This is a genomic window from Curtobacterium sp. MCBD17_030, from assembly GCF_003224255.1.
Lineage (GTDB): Bacteria > Actinomycetota > Actinomycetes > Actinomycetales > Microbacteriaceae > Curtobacterium.
This window is the reverse complement of sequence record NZ_QKLI01000003.1, coordinates 104,833-119,310: the sequence shown is the minus strand read 5'-3', so window position 1 is coordinate 119,310 and position 14,478 is coordinate 104,833. Positions and strand designations below refer to the sequence as shown.

General features: G+C 66.7%; 18 protein-coding genes and 1 pseudogene. 12 read left to right on the top strand and 7 right to left on the bottom strand.

Annotation, left to right across the window (positions count from 1 at the left end; genetic code table 11):
* Window positions 1–33: 33 nt before the first annotated feature.
* From DEI89_RS04715 to dnaB, 6 genes are all read left to right on the top strand, one after another.
* Window positions 34–1,470 carry a CCA tRNA nucleotidyltransferase gene (locus DEI89_RS04715; protein ID WP_110903003.1) on the top strand — a complete coding sequence of 479 codons (1,437 nt, stop codon included), beginning with the start codon at window positions 34–36 and terminating at the stop codon, window positions 1,468–1,470.
* 160 nt (window positions 1,471–1,630) lie between these two features.
* Window positions 1,631–2,020 carry a 30S ribosomal protein S6 gene (rpsF, locus tag DEI89_RS04710; protein ID WP_110902892.1) on the top strand — a complete coding sequence of 130 codons (390 nt, stop codon included), beginning with the start codon at window positions 1,631–1,633 and terminating at the stop codon, window positions 2,018–2,020.
* A gap of 3 nt (window positions 2,021–2,023) precedes the next feature.
* Entirely contained in the window at window positions 2,024–2,611 is a 588-nt protein-coding gene (locus DEI89_RS04705) for a single-stranded DNA-binding protein (RefSeq protein WP_110902891.1), read from the top strand.
* A 47-nt stretch (window positions 2,612–2,658) separates the two neighbouring features.
* A complete protein-coding gene (gene rpsR, locus DEI89_RS04700) occupies window positions 2,659–2,916 on the top strand; it encodes a 30S ribosomal protein S18 (protein WP_017887834.1) in 258 nt (85 codons plus the stop codon).
* A 14-nt stretch (window positions 2,917–2,930) separates the two neighbouring features.
* On the top strand, window positions 2,931–3,383 hold the full coding sequence (gene rplI, locus DEI89_RS04695; protein ID WP_110902890.1) for a 50S ribosomal protein L9: 453 nt from the start codon (window positions 2,931–2,933) through the stop codon (window positions 3,381–3,383).
* 645 nt (window positions 3,384–4,028) lie between these two features.
* On the top strand, window positions 4,029–5,393 hold the full coding sequence (gene dnaB / locus DEI89_RS04690; protein ID WP_110902889.1) for a replicative DNA helicase: 1,365 nt from the start codon (window positions 4,029–4,031) through the stop codon (window positions 5,391–5,393).
* Window positions 5,394–5,614: 221 nt separating this feature from the next.
* On the opposite strand, the gene DEI89_RS04685 is transcribed toward dnaB, so the two are convergent.
* Together DEI89_RS04685 and DEI89_RS18230 are read right to left on the bottom strand one after the other, a co-directional pair.
* Complete coding sequence (locus DEI89_RS04685) at window positions 5,615–6,601, bottom strand: aldo/keto reductase (protein WP_110902888.1); 987 nt, start codon at window positions 6,599–6,601, stop codon at window positions 5,615–5,617.
* 72 nt (window positions 6,602–6,673) lie between these two features.
* Entirely contained in the window at window positions 6,674–7,432 is a 759-nt protein-coding gene (locus DEI89_RS18230; RefSeq protein ID WP_375537766.1) for a transcriptional regulator, read from the bottom strand.
* Between DEI89_RS18230 and DEI89_RS18300 the strand changes: the two genes are divergently transcribed.
* From DEI89_RS18300 to DEI89_RS04660, 5 genes are all read left to right on the top strand, one after another.
* Window positions 7,319–7,630, top strand: a complete 312-nt coding sequence (locus tag DEI89_RS18300; protein WP_375537767.1) for a hypothetical protein — start codon at window positions 7,319–7,321, stop codon at window positions 7,628–7,630. The two genes, DEI89_RS18230 and DEI89_RS18300, sit on opposite strands and share 114 nt — an antisense overlap.
* A gap of 66 nt (window positions 7,631–7,696) precedes the next feature.
* Window positions 7,697–8,539: an SDR family oxidoreductase gene (locus tag DEI89_RS04675; RefSeq protein WP_110902886.1), complete on the top strand. Its 843-nt coding sequence runs from the start codon at window positions 7,697–7,699 to the stop codon at window positions 8,537–8,539.
* A gap of 88 nt (window positions 8,540–8,627) precedes the next feature.
* The gene (locus DEI89_RS04670; RefSeq protein WP_309146506.1) at window positions 8,628–9,512 is read left to right on the top strand and encodes a GAF and ANTAR domain-containing protein; all 885 of its coding nucleotides are present in this window, start codon (window positions 8,628–8,630) and stop codon (window positions 9,510–9,512) included.
* 358 nt (window positions 9,513–9,870) lie between these two features.
* Complete coding sequence (locus DEI89_RS04665) at window positions 9,871–10,182, top strand: hypothetical protein (RefSeq protein ID WP_110902884.1); 312 nt, start codon at window positions 9,871–9,873, stop codon at window positions 10,180–10,182.
* Window positions 10,183–10,308: 126 nt separating this feature from the next.
* On the top strand, window positions 10,309–10,644 hold the full coding sequence (locus DEI89_RS04660) for an ATP-dependent DNA ligase (RefSeq protein ID WP_110902883.1): 336 nt from the start codon (window positions 10,309–10,311) through the stop codon (window positions 10,642–10,644).
* 49 nt (window positions 10,645–10,693) lie between these two features.
* Here the strand turns inward: DEI89_RS04660 and DEI89_RS04655 are convergent, their stop codons facing one another.
* Window positions 10,694–11,272, bottom strand: coding sequence for a MarR family winged helix-turn-helix transcriptional regulator (locus DEI89_RS04655; protein ID WP_110902882.1), 579 nt, complete (start codon window positions 11,270–11,272; stop codon window positions 10,694–10,696).
* A gap of 39 nt (window positions 11,273–11,311) precedes the next feature.
* Window positions 11,312–11,545 (bottom strand): hypothetical protein, encoded by a 234-nt coding sequence (locus tag DEI89_RS04650; protein WP_110902881.1) that lies wholly within the window; start codon window positions 11,543–11,545, stop codon window positions 11,312–11,314.
* Window positions 11,546–11,882: 337 nt separating this feature from the next.
* Between DEI89_RS04650 and DEI89_RS04645 the strand changes: the two genes are divergently transcribed.
* Window positions 11,883–12,530 carry a LysE family translocator gene (locus DEI89_RS04645; protein WP_110902880.1) on the top strand — a complete coding sequence of 216 codons (648 nt, stop codon included), beginning with the start codon at window positions 11,883–11,885 and terminating at the stop codon, window positions 12,528–12,530.
* Between the two features lie 258 nt (window positions 12,531–12,788).
* Here DEI89_RS04645 and DEI89_RS18220 read toward each other — a convergent pair whose 3' ends face one another.
* The 3 genes and pseudogenes from DEI89_RS18220 to DEI89_RS04635 form a co-directional block, all read right to left on the bottom strand.
* Window positions 12,789–12,884, bottom strand: a complete 96-nt coding sequence (locus DEI89_RS18220) for a DUF664 domain-containing protein (RefSeq protein ID WP_309146507.1) — start codon at window positions 12,882–12,884, stop codon at window positions 12,789–12,791.
* A gap of 41 nt (window positions 12,885–12,925) precedes the next feature.
* Window positions 12,926–13,321, bottom strand: a pseudogene (locus DEI89_RS04640) (DUF664 domain-containing protein); the annotation flags it as partial.
* Between the two features lie 156 nt (window positions 13,322–13,477).
* Window positions 13,478–13,888 (bottom strand): hypothetical protein, encoded by a 411-nt coding sequence (locus DEI89_RS04635; RefSeq protein WP_146236679.1) that lies wholly within the window; start codon window positions 13,886–13,888, stop codon window positions 13,478–13,480.
* Window positions 13,889–14,478: the final 590 nt, after the last annotated feature.

Below are 14,478 nucleotides of genomic sequence, written 5' to 3'. Positions count from 1 at the left end.
TCCCGCCCACTATCTGGGATGATCGACGGCGTCATGCAGTCCGTAGCCCAGGCCGTCGAGCGACTCGACGCACTCGCCGCCACCGACACCGTCGACGTCCTCGCACGGGCGTTCGCCGCCGCCGGTCACGAGCTCGCGCTCGTCGGCGGGCCCGTCCGGGACGCCTTCCTCGGCCGTCCGGTGACCGACCTCGACTTCACGACGGACGCCCGACCCGACGCCGTCCTGGCGATCGTCGAGCCCCTCGCCAGCTCGACCTGGGACGTCGGCCGCCAGTTCGGCACCATCGCCGCGATGGTCCGCGGCGAGCAGGTCGAGATCACCACTTACCGCAGTGACGTCTACGACGGCGAGACCCGCAAGCCCGAGGTCACCTTCGGTGACACCATCGAGGCCGACCTGCTCCGCCGCGACTTCACCGTCAACGCGATGGCACTCCGACTCCCCCAGCGCGAACTCGTCGACGTCCATGGCGGCGTCGAGGACCTGCTCACGCAGCGCCTGGCGACGCCGCAGGCGGCTCGGGTGTCCTTCCGCGACGACCCGCTCCGGATGATGCGCGCGGCACGGTTCACGGCCCAGCTCGGGTTCACCGTCTCCGACGACGTCCGTGACGCCATGTCCGACCTCGCCGACTCGATCGAGAACATCTCCGCCGAGCGCGTTCGGGACGAGCTCGTGAAACTCCTGGACACGGCGGACCCGGTCGAGGGCATCCGGCTGCTGGTCGACTCCGGCATCGCCGAGCGGATCCTGCCCGAGCTCCCCGCGATGAAGCTCGAGATCGACGAGCACCACCACCACAAGGACGTCTACGAGCACTCGCTCACCGTCCTGACGCAGGCCATCGGGTACGAGGCCGAACGCCACCCGGGCGACGCCCCCGACACGGTCCTGCGTCTGGCCGCACTGCTGCACGACATCGGCAAGCCGGCGACCCGGAAGCTCGAGCCGGGCGGCGCCGTGAGCTTCCACCACCACGACCTGGTCGGCTCGAAGCTCGCGAAGAAACGGCTCCGCGCCCTGCGCTTCGACAACGACACGATCGCCTCGGTGTCCCGCCTGATCGAACTGCACCTGCGGTTCTTCGGCTACACCGAGGGCGCCTGGACCGACGCGGCCGTCCGCCGCTACGTCCGGGACGCCGGCGACCAGCTCGAGCGGCTGCACGAGCTCACCCGCTCGGACGTCACCACCCGGAACCGTCGGAAGGCGGACCGGCTCGGGTTCGCGTACGACGACCTGGAGGCCCGGATCGCCGTCCTCGCAGAGCAGGAGGAACTCGACTCCATGCGTCCCGACCTCTCCGGGGACGACATCATGCGGATCCTCGACATCCCGCCGGGGCGCGCGGTGGGCGAGGCGTACCGGTTCCTGCTCGAGGCGCGGATGGACGAGGGGCCGCTCGGGCCCGAGGACGCCGAGGCGCGCCTCCGCACGTGGTGGGCGTCGCGCGACGCGTCCGCCTGACCGACGCCGGTCGCTCTGCACAGCCGGTGGCGCGCCTCCAGGCCGTCCGCTACGATGGGCAGGTTGTCTCGCGCGCATTCAGCGTGCCGAGGCACATGCATCAACCCTCCTGCCCCGGGAACTGCCCGGGGCCGCTGAGACCAGAGGAGGTGGGTTCCGCATGCACCAGTACGAACTGATGGCGATCCTCGACCCCGAGATCGATGAGCGCACCGTCGCTCCCAGCCTGGACAAGTTCCTCGCGGTCATCCGCAACGACGGTGGCACCGTCGACAACGTGGACGTCTGGGGCCGTCGCCGGCTCGCTTACGAGATCGCGAAGAAGAACGAGGGCATCTACGCCGTCGTGAACTTCACGTCGTCCGCCGACTCCGCCAAGGAGCTGGACCGCCAGCTCGGTCTCTCCGAGGCCGTCCTGCGCACCAAGGTCCTCCGCGCCGAAGAGGGCATGGCCCAGGTCGCCGCGCAGAAGCAGCGCGACGAAGCCCGTGCCGCCCGCAAGGCCGCCAACGCGTCGGCCTCGGCCGCCACGACCGCGAGCGCCGAGTAGCCCGTGGCCGGCGAAACCGTCATCACGGTGGTGGGCAACCTCACCGCGGACCCGGAGCTGCGCTACACGCAGAACGGGCTCGCCGTGGCGAACTTCACCATCGCGTCGACTCCTCGCACGTTCGACCGTCAGGCGAACGAGTGGAAGGACGGCGATGCGCTGTTCCTCCGTGCGAGTGTGTGGCGCGAGTTCGCCGAGCACGTGGCGGGGTCGCTGACGAAGGGCTCGCGCGTCATCGCGCAGGGTCGTCTCCGTCAGCGTTCCTACCAGGACCGTGAGGGACAGCAGCGGACGAGCATCGAGCTCGAGGTCGACGAGATCGGCCCCTCGCTCCGGTACGCGACCGCCCAGATCACCCGTGCACCGGGTGGCAGTGGTGGTGGCGCCGGTGGTGGCCGTGGCCAGGTCGGTGGAGGCAACTCCTCCGGCGGCAACGGCGGCTACAACGGTGGCGCGTCCGGTGGCAACGGTGGCGGTCAGTCCGACGCCCCGTGGTCGCCGCAGGGTGGTCAGCAGGGTGGCGGGAACGCATCGTCGAACGACGTGTGGTCCACCCCCGGCGGCACCTACGACGACGAGACCCCGTTCTGATCCTCAGCGGTCTGACGACACAACTTCTTCTTCTCTAAGGACACACAATGGCTGGAAAGAGCACCGGCGATCGCCGGAAGCCTCGCGGTAAGGGCGGCAAGAACGCCGCTCCCGCGAAGTCGATCAAGGTCGGCGTCATCGACTACAAGGACGTTGCGACCCTTCGCAAGTTCATCTCGGAGCGTGGAAAGATCCGCGCCCGTCGCATCACCGGCGTCTCCGTCCAGGAGCAGCGCCTCATCGCCCGTGCCGTGAAGAACGCCCGTGAGATGGCGCTCCTCCCCTACGCCGGCTCCGGCCGCTGATCGGAGGTCGACGAATGTCGAAGCTCATCCTCACCCACGAGGTCTCTGGCCTCGGTTCCGCCGGTGACGTCGTCGACGTCAAGAACGGCTACGCCCGCAACTACCTGATCCCGCAGGGCTTCGCCGTGTCGTGGTCGAAGGGCGGCGAGAAGCAGGTCGAGTCGATCCGTGCAGCTCGTACCGCACGCGAGCTCGCCACCATCGAAGAGGCACAGGACCTCAAGATGAAGCTCGAGAACGCCACCATCCAGCTGTCTGTCAAGGCCGGCAAGGACGGTCGTCTCTTCGGCTCCGTCCGCCCGGGTGACGTCGCTGACGCCGTCCAGGCGCAGGGCGTCGGCTCGCTCGACAAGCGCAAGGTCGAGGTCCCCGCGACCATCAAGACCGTCGGTGACCACGAGGCCACCGTGCGTCTGCGCGAGGACATCGTCGCGACCATCTCGCTGAAGGTCGTCGCCGCGAAGTAGTCCCGGTCGCTGCTCCGGCAGCACCAGCACCGCCGGAAGGGCGGGTCTCCCCCAGTGGAGGCCCGCCCTTCTCGCATGCCCGGGTGCACGTGGTGTCTCCGCCCCGAACGGCCGGTCGACGGTGACTGCTCGGCGGACGTGTACCTCGTGGTGCTGGGCGTGTCGGCGGCTGCCGGGAACGTCCTGGAGGTGCGCGCCGGTTGAGCAGGTCCGGCACCCGAAACACCGCTGGCCGGTTACGTCCGGCTCGGCTCTGCCACCTGGGAGCCAGCCGAGTGAGACGGGACGCGGGTGCCGTTTGTCAAGTCGGTTCTGCACAGTGACGGGCTCCAACGGCAACCTTCGACTCACGCTTGAAGCCGAGTTCTCCACACATGGTGTGGAACACGAAAGCCCTGATCAACGGTCGAAAGTGTGTTCCCCGGCCGCGTTGTCCACAGCTGAGTGCACAACCCTCCACACAGGAGTCCGGCGTGTTCCACGATCTCTCCACAGAGTTGTCCACAGGGCTGTTTGCTGGGGATAACTCCGTACCCGTAGCTTGAGCCAGCGACTCGGGGATGTCGGTCGCCCGGGGTAGAACTGCTCGGTGGGGAACGGTTCACAGAGCCGTCCGCCAGCACCGCCAAACACTGAGGAGCACGTGTGTCGATCGCGCATCTGGAGCCGGCCCCCCGGGAGTACGCCGAGCGGAACGCCGACCGGACTCCCCCGCACGACATGCTCGCAGAGCAGTCGACCATCGGCGGAATGATGCTGTCGAAGGACGCCGTCGCCGACGTCATCGAGACCGCCCGCGGCGTCGACTTCTACATCCCCAAGCACGAGGTCATCTTCGACGCGATCCTGTCGCTGTACTCCCACGGGGAGCCGACCGACGTCATCGCCGTCACCGACGAGCTGACGAAGACGGGCCTCCTGTCCCGCGGTGGCGGCGCGGAGTACCTGCACAGCCTGACGAGCATGGTGCCCACGGCGGCGAACGCCGGCTACTACGCCGCCATCGTCGCCGAGAAGGCGGTCCTCCGCCGCCTCGTCGAAGCCGGCACCCGCATCGTCCAGATGGGCTACGCCAGCGAAGGTGAGGTCACCGACCTCGTCAACAGTGCCCAGGCAGAGGTCTACAACGTCGCCGGCGGGGTGCAGACCGAGGACTACGTGCCCCTCACCGAAGCCATCGGCACCGCCATCGACGAGATCGAAGCCGCCAAGGGCCGCGACGGACAGATGACCGGCGTCCCCACCGGGTTCGCCCAGATGGACGCCCTGACCAACGGCTTCCACCCCGGACAGCTGATCATCGTCGCGGCACGACCCGCACTCGGCAAGTCGACCCTGGCGCTCGACCTGTGCCGCTCCGCAGCGCTCAAGCACAACCAGACCGCCGCGTTCTTCTCGCTCGAGATGGGTCGCGCCGAGATCGCGATGCGCCTGCTGTCCGCCGAGTCCAGCGTGCCGCTGCAGAACATGCGCAAGGGCACCGTCGACAGCCGCGACTGGACCACCATCGCGCAGACCCGCGGCCGCATCAACGACGCCCCGTTCTTCATCGACGACTCCCCCAACATGACCCTCGTCGAGATCCGTGCCAAGTGCCGTCGACTCAAGCAGCAGCACAACCTGAAGCTCGTCGTCATCGACTACCTGCAGCTGATGACCTCGGGCAAGAAGGTCGAGAGCCGCCAGCAGGAGGTCTCCGAGTTCTCGCGTGCGCTCAAGCTCATGGCGAAGGAGCTGCAGGTGCCCGTCATCGCCCTGTCGCAGCTGAACCGTGGCCCCGAGCAGCGTGCCGACAAGAAGCCCATGATCTCCGACCTGCGTGAGTCAGGGTCGATCGAGCAGGACGCCGACATGGTCATCCTGCTGCACCGCGAGTCGGCGTACGAGAAGGACAACCCGCGTCAGGGGGAGGCGGACCTGATCGTGGCCAAGCACCGCAACGGGCCGACCGACACCATCACGGTGGCGTTCCACGGGATGTTCTCGCGGTTCGTGGACATGCCGCAGTAGGGGAGTGTCGCCGCGCACACAACTTGTCTCCTTCGGGTACAACTTGTCGCCGGTCGCCCGTCGCCGGTCGGCGGTGCGGCTCGTCCCAGGCCGCCACGGAGCGCTGGGGCCGACACGGGTAGTCGAAGGTCAATCGAGACGCGTGGGAACACAGAGACGAAGCGGCCCTACCGCGCGTTCGCACAGTAGGGCCGCTTCGTAATGCTGGCGGTAGCAGCTACTCAGAAGCCGCCAGCGGGGCGCACCTGGTAGTGCTCCTCGAGTGCAGTGACCTCGTCTGCCGTCAGGTCGATATCAACGGCGGCGGCAGCGTCGTCGAGGTGGTGCGGCTTGGTCGCGCCGATGATGGGTGCGCTCACGACCGGGTTGTTGAGGACCCACGCCATCGCGATCTGCGCCATCGGCACGTTCCGGGCCTCGGCGATCCGCTGCACCGCGTCGATGACGGGACGGTCGCGTTCCGTGTCGGCGAAGAAGCTGTTACCGACCGGGTCGTCGGAGGAGCGCTTGGTTTGCTCACCGGCGGGGCGGGCGACGCGGCCCTTGGCGAGGGGGCTGTAGGGGATGCTGCCGACGCCCTGGTCGGCGAGCAGGCCGAACATCTCACGCTCTTCCTCGCGGTACAGCAGGGAGTACTGGTCCTGCATGGACACGAACCGGGTCCATCCGTGCAGGTCCGCGGCGTGCTGCATGTTGGCGAACTGCCACGTCCACATCGCGGACGCGCCGATGTAGCGGGCCTTGCCGGCCTTGACGACGTCGTGGAGGGCTTCCATCGTCTCCTCGATCGGGGTCTCCGGGTCGAAGCGGTGGATTTGGTACAGGTCGACGTAGTCGGTGCCGAGACGGGTCAGGGACGCGTCGATCTGCTGCATGATTGCCTTCCGCGACAGGCCGGCGACGTGCAGGCCAGGCCCGGTGCCGGGCTTGTCGGAGAAGTGCGCCTTGGTTGCCAGGACGATCTCGTCGCGGTTGGTGAACTGGCGGATCGCTTCACCCACGATGCGCTCGGAGTCGCCGTAGGAGTAGACGTTGGCCGTGTCCCAGAAAGTGATGCCGAGGTCGAGGGCCTGCCGGAAGTAGGGCAGCGCGTCGTCCTTGGGGAGGGACCACTGCAGGTGGCCGCTGGCGGGGTCGCCGAAGCTCATGCAGCCGAGCGCGATGCTGCTGACCTTCAGTCCGGAGTTGCCGAGTCGGGTGTACTTCACGGATGGGTCCTTTCGATGGGCACGACGATCAGCGGCAAGGTTCTGCCAGGTCGTCGAGCGGGTGCGGGCGACTCATGGTTCGGTCGTTCGAGGTTCCTTCACGCTCGCGGCGTCCTTCGTCGCAGCCCAGTGCGCAAGGAGTTGCAGGCTGTCGTCGGAGGGCGATCCCGGAACTGCGATGTAGGTAATCAGGGCGAGCCCGCTTCGAGAGCTGACGTCCAGTGACTCGAACGTCAGGTCGAGGTCTCCGACGATCGGGTGGTGCACGAGCTTCTCACCCGCACGGTGCTCCCGCACGGTGTGACTGGCCCAGAGGGTGCGGAATGCCTCGCTTGCCAGTGACAGCTCCCCGACGAGGGCAGCGAGTGCACGGTCCGCCGGGGCACGGGCCGCCTCAGTGCGCAGCACCGCGACGCTCTGCTCAGCGACGCTGTCCCAGTCGCGGTAGAAGTCGCGCGAGCGAGGGTCGAGGAAGATGTACCGGCCGAAGTTCACCGGCCGGCCAGGAGTACCGAACAGGTCGAGGTAGAACGCACGCCCCAGCGGGTTCGACGCGACCACGTCGAGCGTGGTGTTCTGCACGACCACCGGCATGCCCGTCATGCCGTCCACGATCTGCTGCACGCCCGCACTCACGCTGCCCGGTTGTGATCGCTGCGCAGAGCGCCGCGGCCGAAGGTGGGTCGGCGCGTTGGCGGCTCGAACAAGGTCAACGAGGTGGGCCGCTTCGACGTCGTCGAGGAGCAGAGCACGAGCGACACCGTCGAGGACGCTGTCAGAGACGCCGGTCGCGTTGCCCCGTTCAAGGCGTGTGTAGTACTCGGTGCTGATCCCGGCGACGAGGGCCACTTCCTCACGGCGCAGCCCAGCAACTCGGCGGCGTCCGCCGAAGTCCGGCAGGCCGATCTGTTCCGGCAGGAGCCTGGCCCGCCGCGATGTGAGGAAATCGCGAATCTCCGCCTGAATGTCCACGCCCCGACGGTACGTCACCGGATTGCCGGCAGGGGGTCCCTGTCAGTGACCGTGTAGACGGAGTCTGTTTCCGGCCGTGACGGCGTCGTTCACTTGCGGTGTTCCCGATCGAAAGGCACACCCATGACTGACTCCACCGTTTGGTTCATCACCGGCGCAGCACGCGGGATGGGCATCGACCTGACCCGAGCTGCCCTCGCCGCCGGCCACCGCGTCGTTGCCACCGCGCGTGACGCCGCGAAGGTCACCGAGGTGTTCGGCGAGCGGGATGATCTGCTGGCAGTTTCGCTCGACATCACCGACGAAGACGCGGCGCGGGCCGCCGCGGACGCCGCGGTCTCCCGCTTCGGGCGGATCGACGTTCTCGTGAACAACGCCGGCCTGTTCTACGCAGGGTTCTTCGAGGAGATCAGCCCTGAGCAGATGCGGCAGCAGATCGAAACGAACTTCTTCGGCCCGCTCAACGTCACCCGGGCGGTCCTACCCGTCATGCGTCGTCAGCGTAGCGGGCAGGTCGTCACGATCAGCTCGACTGCCGGCCTCGTCGGTCAGGAGTTCGTCGCGGCGTACTGCGCGTCGAAGTTCGCCCTCGAAGGGTGGATGGAGTCCATCCGGTACGACCTCGCGCCGTACGGTGTCTCGACCATGATCGTCGAGCCTGGCTTCTTCCGGACCGAGCTGCTCGTCGAAGGAGCTTCCACCATCTGGCCAGAGCTGTCCATCGACGACTACGCCGAGCGCACCGCGACGACCATCGAGGCGTGGAAGAGCATGAACGGCAAGCAGGGCGGTGATCCCACCAAGCTCGCTGCTGGCCTGGTGTCGTTGGTCGATTCCGACGAGCCGCCGCTGCGATGGGTCGCGGGCGCTGACGCCGTGCAAACCGGTGTCGACAAAGCCAACCTGCTCCTGCAGCAGGTCGCCGCACACGAGGAACTGTCTTCCTCACTCGCTCACGACGTCTGACTCCCTCGATCGGCTACCGGACGTCCCTACGACTGTCCGGTAGCCGATCGCTCAACGGGCGCAAAGTGACCGCCGTCGTCAGACCTGGATGAGCATCACGGTCAGCATGAGCCCGATCAGGATCGGAGCTCAGAGAGGCCTTGCTGCTGCCGGTGCTGTGGGCCGCTACTGCACCGGGGGGGGTGGCGCGGACAGGTTCGAGACGTACACTCGTCGCAATCGCTTCAGTACCTGGACCCCGCGCTGCAGCCCCACCCCGATGGGAGCGCCCATGCTCAGGTTCAATGACGCAACCCAGCACTCACTGGACGATGGTGACCTCACCGGCCCGTTCGTCAGCTCCCTCCCGGTTGCGGCAGCGGCGATCTCCACCTTCGGGGGGATCTTCGGAACGGCGCTCGTCGCCGCATCCGGCCCGAGCGCTGCAACCGCCGACGAACAGCAAGTCGCACTCGGGGAAGGCCCGGGTTGGTCAGCGCTCCGAGACCGGAGCCCAGTCACCGTGTACGACTTCGCCACCGCCAGCGCCGAAGACTGGCCGACGGCCCTCGTGATGTTGCAACAAGCTGGCTGGTCCGGCGTGTTGTCCTTTCCCCTCTTCACCAGCTCACTCGACATCGGCGCTGTCACCCTGTACCTGGCTGACACGAAACCGCTCTCATCGGCAGAGATCACCAACGCGACACATCTGGCCGGCCTCACCGCGCAACGGATCCTCGCCGGCGCCGTCCGCGACATGGACACCGGTGCCACCCCTACCGCCGCGTCCGTCACGCACCCGTCCGGGCGACACATCCAACAAGCAACCGGGATGGTGGCAGCGCAACTCGACGTGTCGGTCGAGAACGCGCTCCTCATCATCCATGCACGTGCGTTCGCGAACAGTCAACCGCTCCACACCCTTGCCGAAGCGATCCTCGACCGCCGCGTCAACCTGCACCACGACGAAGACGACCAGCACCAAACCGGCTGACAACAGCCGACGCTGGCCAGTGCTGCGTCCGCAAGCTGATCTGGAGGGCGGCGCGTCGGTGCCAGCAGAATCAGAACGCTCCACGCGGGCTGCCTGGCTGCTCACGGCCCCTTCTCGGACACCACACATTTACATGTGTCGGCTCCCAGAAGCAGGTGAGAACCTTCTGGTCGCCACTTGCATCCCTGAGCGGGATCGCCCCACTGAGATGCCGGTCTCGCTCAAACTCAGGACGTGCCTGAAGCGCCTGAGCAGCTACTCGAGGGTGCGCCCCTTCGCCTGTTCCACGCGCACAGCCACGCACCCCATCTTTCGGTCGCGGCCGTTCGCGACCTCACCTGCAACGGATCGGATCCGCATGGCTCTTTCCAACCTTCCCTACGACGACCGAGCGATCGTGGACGGCATCAAGGACGTCACCGTCCACGCGGAGCAGATCAGCCAGGTCGCGGTGAACTTCATCGCCGACGACCTCAGCGATGACACGACCGCGACGGTCACCGCCACGATGACCTGGGTCATCAGTTCAGCTGACGCCGTCCGGCTCCTAGACGCCGCCCGGCCGACGGGATCACTCAACCCGGCAGGCGACGCACGTACTTTGACCGGTCCTGCCGCCAGTGAATCCGACCTCGACGAAGGCCCTCAGTGGGTTGACGCCGACGAGTGAGCCAGTTCACTCCACCGGCTTCGCTCCAGACAGCTCCGCTGTTGGAAGCTGCACCCACCGGGCGACCCCGCTGACGCCTCCGAGGCGTCACTGCAACCGCGTACCACTACCGGAAAGAAGAACCACATGGGGTACCTGATCTACGACGGTCAAAGCGCCGAGATCCAGATGGATGATCGCACGCTCGCGCATCTCCAGATCGTCATCATCAGCAAGCTGCGCCGCCAGGAGAGCTTCGCGTTCTCCTGGAAGGAGCCCGTGTCGAAAGGCGACGGTCGAAGCACCATCTGGATCTTCCCCACCGTCAGCCTCCGCTTCAAGTTCGAAGGCAGCAGGGCCCCGGCAGTCAACGAGGCGTGGCTCAACGTCTTGAAGCAATCAGTCAACAGCAACGGCGGACTCCAGATGATCCCCGAACCGACCGGATCAGGGACCGTTGCCTTGGGAACAGCCCATCCCTGACCGATCGTCGAAACCGACGAGCAGTCCCCCGAGGAGGCACTCGGTCGGCTCAGGTGAGGATGTGGAGCTCTGGCGCTTCCTCGATGGTGTCCTCGTTCTCGACGACGTACTCGTCCTCGAACGCGGGAGACTGATCCGCTGCGTTGAGGGCCTGGGTGACCTGTTCCAGCGCCCGGGCAAGGACGTCGTTGTCCTCCTTGGGGAGATGGTCGATGACCTCGACCACGACCCGGTGGTACCGGGCGTAGGCGTCGTCGATCTTCTCCGCCGCCTGCACCGTCGGCTCCAGCACCTGCGCCCGCCGATCCGTGGGGTGCTGCGCGCGGACGAAGTCCCCCTTCGCCACGAGTCCGTCGACGATCTTCGTCACCGACGCGTTCGACACGTTGAGCATCACGGCGAGGTCCTTCGGCCCCATGATTCGCCCGTCGCGGTGCGCCTGGAGCATGTACCGGACCGCGTGGAACTCGTTCTTCGTCAGGCCGGATTCCTTCCGGGCCTGCTCGAGCTGCTGCTCCTCCGCGTGCTGCAGCCGCAGCAGCGCTTCGACCGCGTTCTTCGCGGCCCGAGATCGCGGCTCCCGCGCGTAGAGGTGCATGTGCTCACGGCGGACGACGGTCAACGGCACGACACAGCCTCCAAGGAACGGGGTGCGGTTCCGACCATGTCAGACGGTGGGTGCGGCGAAGAAGTCGGCGTACGACGGCCCGGTGCTCCCACTCAGCAGCGACGGGTCCTCCGCCCGGCGGGACGCGTACGTCTCGATGACCGTCGGGTCGGTCAGGCCAAAGTGCCGGTGCGCGCCGGCCGCGTGCGTCGTCCGGGGCATTCCCTGGTACGTGCTGTGCATGTTCCTCGCCACCTTCTGCTGCTCGATGCCCGGTCCTCGATGCCCGGACACCAGAATCCTTCACGAACCGAACGGTTCGCGCAACTGAACATTCAGAGACATGTACTGTTTGCGCACCGAACGATGCGAGTGTATCGAGGCTCAAAAAGGCCCTCCTGGCAGCAGAACCACCGATTTACTCCGACCGGTGAGGCGGCTCTCGGCGAGGAAGCCGCCAAGAGGGGGTGACTGGTGCACTGGGAGGACCCCTCCGAGGAGAAGGACCCATCCGCCCGGTAGAGGATCGGCTACTGAGACACTGGGCGAGTTGACCTTCCGTCTAATCTGAGCTTGCTGGACGCGGTGATAGCTGCATCGTCAGCCGCCGCCGATCACAGAGGAACGTCGTTTGATCTCACTCACTGCCGCGCTGGGCATCGCTCTGATCGAGTTGGGCCTAGCGCTCACCCCAGGACCCAACATGATGTACCTCGTGTCGCGGAGCATCAGCCAGGGGTGGCGGGCCGGAATCAGTTCGCTGTCCGGGACGGCAGTTGGCTTTGTCGTCTACATGGTGATGGCCAATCTCGGCCTGTCCGCCGTCTTCCTCGTCGTCCCCTGGCTCTACATCGCCCTCAAGGTCGCCGGTGCTGCTTACCTGCTCTGGCTCGCGTACAAGACCCTCCGCCCAGGCGGTAAGTCACTGTTCGAGACGAGCGAGTTGCCCCGCGACTCGTTCGGCAAGCTCTTCCGCATGGGGCTCCTCACGAACCTGCTCAACCCCAAGGTCGCGATCCTGTACCTCGCGCTCATCCCGCAGTTCATCAACCCCGCCGCTGGCAACGTTGTCGCGCAGGGATTCCAGCTCGGCGGCATTCAGATTCTCGTCGGCGTCATAGTGAACGGCGCGATCATCTTGGCGGCGGGCTCAGTGGCCGCCTTCCTTCAACGCAAGCCAACCTGGATGCGCTGGCAGAAGTGGGTCACGGGCACGATCCTCGGTGCGATCGGTATCAAGCTCGCGATCGACGCACCAAGCGCTGCAACTGCGCCGTAGCCCCATCGGCTACTGAGACGGACCCAGGTTCACTCGTCGGAGACGTTTCGGAGTCGGAGGAATGCGGGGGTGAGCATCGGTATGGCGGAGAGGATGAGCCCGAAGGCACCGATGAAGACACCGGTCCTAGACGGGTGCGCCTGCCAGTTCGAGTCCTTCGACGATTTCAAGCACGTCTGCCACCTGCATGCCTGTGACAGTACGTTGACCCATCCCCTGCCGGACGCGATTCGGCAAGTGAGCGCTCGTGGTCGCGGCTTATTCGCCGACCTGCCCGTCGACGGCCTCACGGAGGAAATCGGCGTGGCCGTTGTGGCGGGCGTACTCCTCTCGATCATGTGCATGAGGATCCACCGCAGGCTCGGTGAGCGACCATCCCGCCAGACACTGACCGCCTTCTGGCCCAGGCCGCCCGTCTCGTAGGCCCTGAGCGCAACGGACCGAGCGTGCATCACGGTGCCCTCCCAGAGGGCGAGCAGCTCGGCCGGATCCTGACCGATCGCGGAGTCCCAGTCCCAATCCGGAGTGGCGGCCCAGTCCACCGAGGCCCACGGTTCCCGACGGGACTCACCGAGCAGGCAGCCGTCGAACCAGCCGTGCTCGACGTACGCGAGGTGCTTCATCAGTCCGGCGAGGGTCATGGTCGACGGCGGGAGCGGCCGGGCCAGCTGGGCAGCGTCGAGTCCTGCGATCTTCCAGGCGAACGTCGCCCGCTGGTAGTCGAGGAACCCGTTCAACGTGGCCCACTCGTCGCCGGCGACGTCCGGCTCGATCCTGCCGTGCTCGTCCATGCTCTCGTCCATGTTCGGACGCTACAGGCAGGCGCCGACGACCGGTCCTGTTCCGCTGCGAGTGCGTCTCGTGATGCCGTCCGGGGAGGGATCCTCAAACGGGCAACGCTGAGTCTCGGAACGAACGACGGCGGCTCGTGACGGAGATGTCAACCATCAGACCCGCAGGAGCTCGAGGACGCCAAGTACGGCGAGAACGACGCCGGCGATGCACCCGAGGATCCCGACAAGGGTCACCGTCTGCGCGTACACGCGAACTTTCCCCTCCGCACGGAGCCGGTCGACGGCCGATGCTGCCAGCAGTGTCGCTGCCAGCGCCACAGGGATCGTGGCGATCCACGTGAGGCCGAGACTCAACCCGGCTGCTGCGACGTCGGCGGGACGAGCGTGGAGGAGACCCCGGCCACGCTCAGCGCCGACGTCGTACGCAGCATCAATCGCGGCGGCGTGGACGTAGACAGGGACGCACGCGAGCATCTGTGCGGCCAGGAGGACAAGAGCGAGGGTCGGCAGGATCCACGCCAACGCCACGCGGTCGCGCAGGACCGGTGTCTCCGATGGCTCCACGGACAGAGCCTAGGCGCCGGGATGAGCGCAGCCTGCCCGGTCGCCGATCGGCTAACGGACTTCTCCCAACTCGGCTCACCCGGGTGGCTCCGTCCCGGTCCAGCTCACTCTCACCGTGATGATCTGGCGGCCCTGGCTCCCCCTGTAGGTCGAGGCCGTTACCCCGTCATACGTGTGGTCCGGATGGAGGCGGACGTACGTCGAATCGGGAAGCCGAACAGTGGCAGTGAGCGAGTTCGCGGAACTTGCACCAGCGTGCGGTTGAGCGGAGGAATCAAGAACCGCAGTGCCCTCGGGGAGGTCAAGGTGGGAAAACCGGCTGATGGTTGCCACTGGTACGTCCTCGCACCATCCAGCGACAAGCCCACATCGGCCCCACGTTCGGTCGTGTTCCACGACGTTCACCCACCAGAAGTGGAACGCCAGGACCATCAGGAAGATCGTCACCCCACCGGCCGCGCCGAAGCCGATCAACCGCAGCCACCCGCCCGCTACCGACAGGTTCTTGCTTTCTGCCTCCACCCGGACAGCCTCCCAACCTCGTACCTGAGTCACATCGGCCGCAAGAGTGACCCTTACGCATCAACCGC